Consider the following 538-nt stretch of genomic DNA (forward strand, 5'->3'; position numbering starts at 1 on the left):
TAAAACAGGCCTTCTTCGGCGGTCAGCCGGTGCAGAAAGTCAAAATCGGTTTCCCGGTACTGGACGCAGAACTCCCGTTCCGGGTGCGGGTGGCGCAGGCGGAACACCACATCGCGGACGCCGCTCTCTTTGAGCAGGGTGGTGAGAATGGTTTTGATGTCCTGCCGCTGAAAAATCCGTGAATTCTGGCGCAGGGTGGTGCGCCACATATCGGGGCGGAGGGTCATCTCATAGCGGGTCTGATGTTTGCCGGTGTTGCCCTGCACAAAGCGGGCGACCATGCCGGTGACGGTGCGTTCGATTTTGCCTGCGCGCAGGATGGTGAGGGTGGCGCGGTTATCGAGGACTGCGGCGAAATCAATGGCCGGGTCGGCACTGGCTAAACTGACCGCCAGAGTAAACGGGGTGGACAGGGCTTCTTTGAGTGAAAAGCCGGCGACGACAAAGGTGTGGGGCGGCAGGCCGGCGGCGGCGAGGGTGAACTGCAACCCGCCGGCGGGTTGCGCCGTCATCCGGTCAGCCATGTGCTGGGCAATTT

1 protein-coding gene is annotated in these 538 nt (G+C 61.9%); it reads right to left on the reverse strand.

The features are described 5' to 3' along the window. Positions 1-524 (reverse strand): type VI secretion system tip protein VgrG (gene vgrG, locus ABR397_RS23165; RefSeq protein ID WP_350307753.1); only part of this gene is annotated, 524 nt, incomplete at its 3' end. Positions 525-538: the final 14 nt, after the last annotated feature.

The sequence above is a fragment of the Photorhabdus viridis genome (assembly GCF_040256935.1).
GTDB lineage: Bacteria > Pseudomonadota > Gammaproteobacteria > Enterobacterales > Enterobacteriaceae > Photorhabdus > Photorhabdus viridis.